The sequence below is a fragment of the Paenibacillus sp. 598K genome (genome assembly GCF_003851045.1).
In the GTDB taxonomy this organism is placed as follows: Bacteria; Bacillota; Bacilli; order Paenibacillales; family Paenibacillaceae; genus Paenibacillus_D.
Map to the genome: position 1 here is coordinate 1,118 of NZ_BFBX01000300.1, position 1,974 is coordinate 3,091.

Consider the following 1,974-nt stretch of genomic DNA (forward strand, 5'->3'; position numbering starts at 1 on the left):
GGCGCACGCCATGCAGCGCTCGCCCGCGGAGCCGAAGGCCGCCGCCGTAATCTGCTGCACGGTTGCGTCGAGATCGGCGTCCGGCAGCACGATCGAATGGTTCTTCGCGCCAGCCAGCGCCTGCACCCGCTTGCCATGCTCGGTGCCTCGCTTGTACACATACTCCGCCACCGGCTGCGAGCCGACGAAGGAGATCGCGCCGACGTCCGGATGCTCCAGCAGCCCGTTGACGACATCATGCGCGCCGTGGACGATGTTAAGCACGCCTTCCGGCAGCCCCGCCTCGGCGAACAGCTCGGCGAGCCGGTTGGCCAGCAGCGGCGTCCGCTCGGACGGCTTCAGCACGAATACATTGCCGCAAGCGATGGCGAGCGGGAACATCCAGCACGGCACCATCATCGGGAAGTTGAACGGCGTGATGCCGCCGACGATGCCAACCGGATAGCGATACATCGCCGACTCCAGCGAGGTGGCGATATCCGGCAGCACCTTGCCCATCATAAGCGATGGCGCCCCGGCGGCGAACTCGACGCACTCGATGCCGCGCTGCACCTCGCCGTACGCCTCGGCGTAGCTCTTGCCGTTCTCGCGCGTGATGATCTGCGCCAGCTCCTCCCAGCGCTCGACGAGCAGCTGCTGGTAGCGGAACAAGATGCGCGCCCGGCGCGGCACCGCCGTCCGGCTCCAGCCGGGGAAGGCCGCCTTGGCCGCCGCGACGGCGGCGTCGAGATCGGCGCGGCTCGAGAGCGGCACCTGTGCGATAACCTCGCCGGTAGCGGGATTATAGACCGGCTCCAGCGCGGTCGAGGCAGAGGCGACCCAACGGCCGCCGATATAGTTGGCGAGGGTGGAGACTTCATTCGTAGTAGTCATAACGTAGCATGATCTCCCTTCGGAATTAAGTGTGCATGATGTTGGTATCGACGTAGGTCTGGACCGCTTCGACGGTCGGCATCGCATCCGAGCAGCTATGGCTGGAGACGACGATCGCAGCCGCCGCGCTGCCGTACTGCATGCTGCGCTCGATCGTCCAGCCCTGCATCAGTCCGTACAGGAAGCCTGCCGCATAGGAGTCGCCGGCGCCGAACGTCTTGATCACCTCGGCGCGATAGCTGCCGGTACGGTGACTGGAACCATCCTTCGCATAGGCGATCGAGCCTTGCTTGCCATGCTTGATGATGACGATGTCCGCCCGGTAGTCGAACCACTTGGAGGCCGTCACCCGATCCTCGTGCTCCGGATTGTCCTCGTAGCGCTCCATCATATCGAACTCCTCGCGGGTGCCGATGATGATGTCGCACGACTCGGCGGCGAGATTGTAGTAGGTTGCCGTCTCCTCCTCCGACTGCCACGTGTACGGACGGTAGTCGAGGTCGAAGGCGATCACCGCGCCATGCTTGCGCGCGTAAGCCAGTGCCTGGAACACTGCCTCGCGCGACGGGCTCTGAGCGAGCGCCGTCCCGGAGATGAGCACCAGCTTGGCGCGAGCGATCAGCTCCTCGGATACCTCGCCGGGCGTCAAAAGCAGATCGGCGACATTGTCGCGATACATGAGGATGCTGCAGTCGGTCGGGCTCTTGATCTCGGTGAAGGCCAGACCCGTCACTGCGCCGGTATGATCCGTGACGACGCCTGAGGTTTCGATGCCGCAGCCCTCAAGGTAACGATGGATGAAGCGACCCATCTGGTCGTCCGCGATCTTGCCGACGAAGCCGGTCCGCAACCCGAGACGAGACATGCCGATGCAGATATTAGCCGGCGAGCCGCCGACGTATTTGGTGAAGGTGACCGTGTCCTCCATCGGACGATTGATCTCGTTGGCATTGAGGTCGATGCATAGTCGTCCGACGGCGACGAAGTCGAGCGTCTTGTTATTCTGGAATGCTATCATGGCCTAATGACTCCTCTCATTGACTCTGGTTGCCCCTTTTACTGATAAAACGCCTACGGTCACGGATCGATCTTCCGATCGCT

General features: G+C 63.2%; 2 protein-coding genes. Both read right to left on the reverse strand.

What is annotated here, in order from left to right; all coding sequences use genetic code 11:
• Positions 1 to 873: aldehyde dehydrogenase family protein (locus PA598K_RS35170; RefSeq protein WP_128661307.1), on the reverse strand; the 873-nt coding region annotated here is incomplete at its 3' end.
• Positions 874 to 898: 25 nt separating this feature from the next.
• The gene (iolC, locus tag PA598K_RS35175; RefSeq protein ID WP_128661305.1) at positions 899 to 1,891 is read right to left on the reverse strand and encodes a 5-dehydro-2-deoxygluconokinase; all 993 of its coding nucleotides are present in this window, start codon (positions 1,889 to 1,891) and stop codon (positions 899 to 901) included.
• Positions 1,892 to 1,974 lie beyond the last annotated feature (83 nt).

Excerpts from the sequence above, each read along its gene's own strand:
- iolC (WP_128661305.1), bottom strand. The coding sequence starts at position 1,891 with ATGATAGCATTCCAGAATAACAAGACGCTCGACTTCGTCGCCGTCGGA.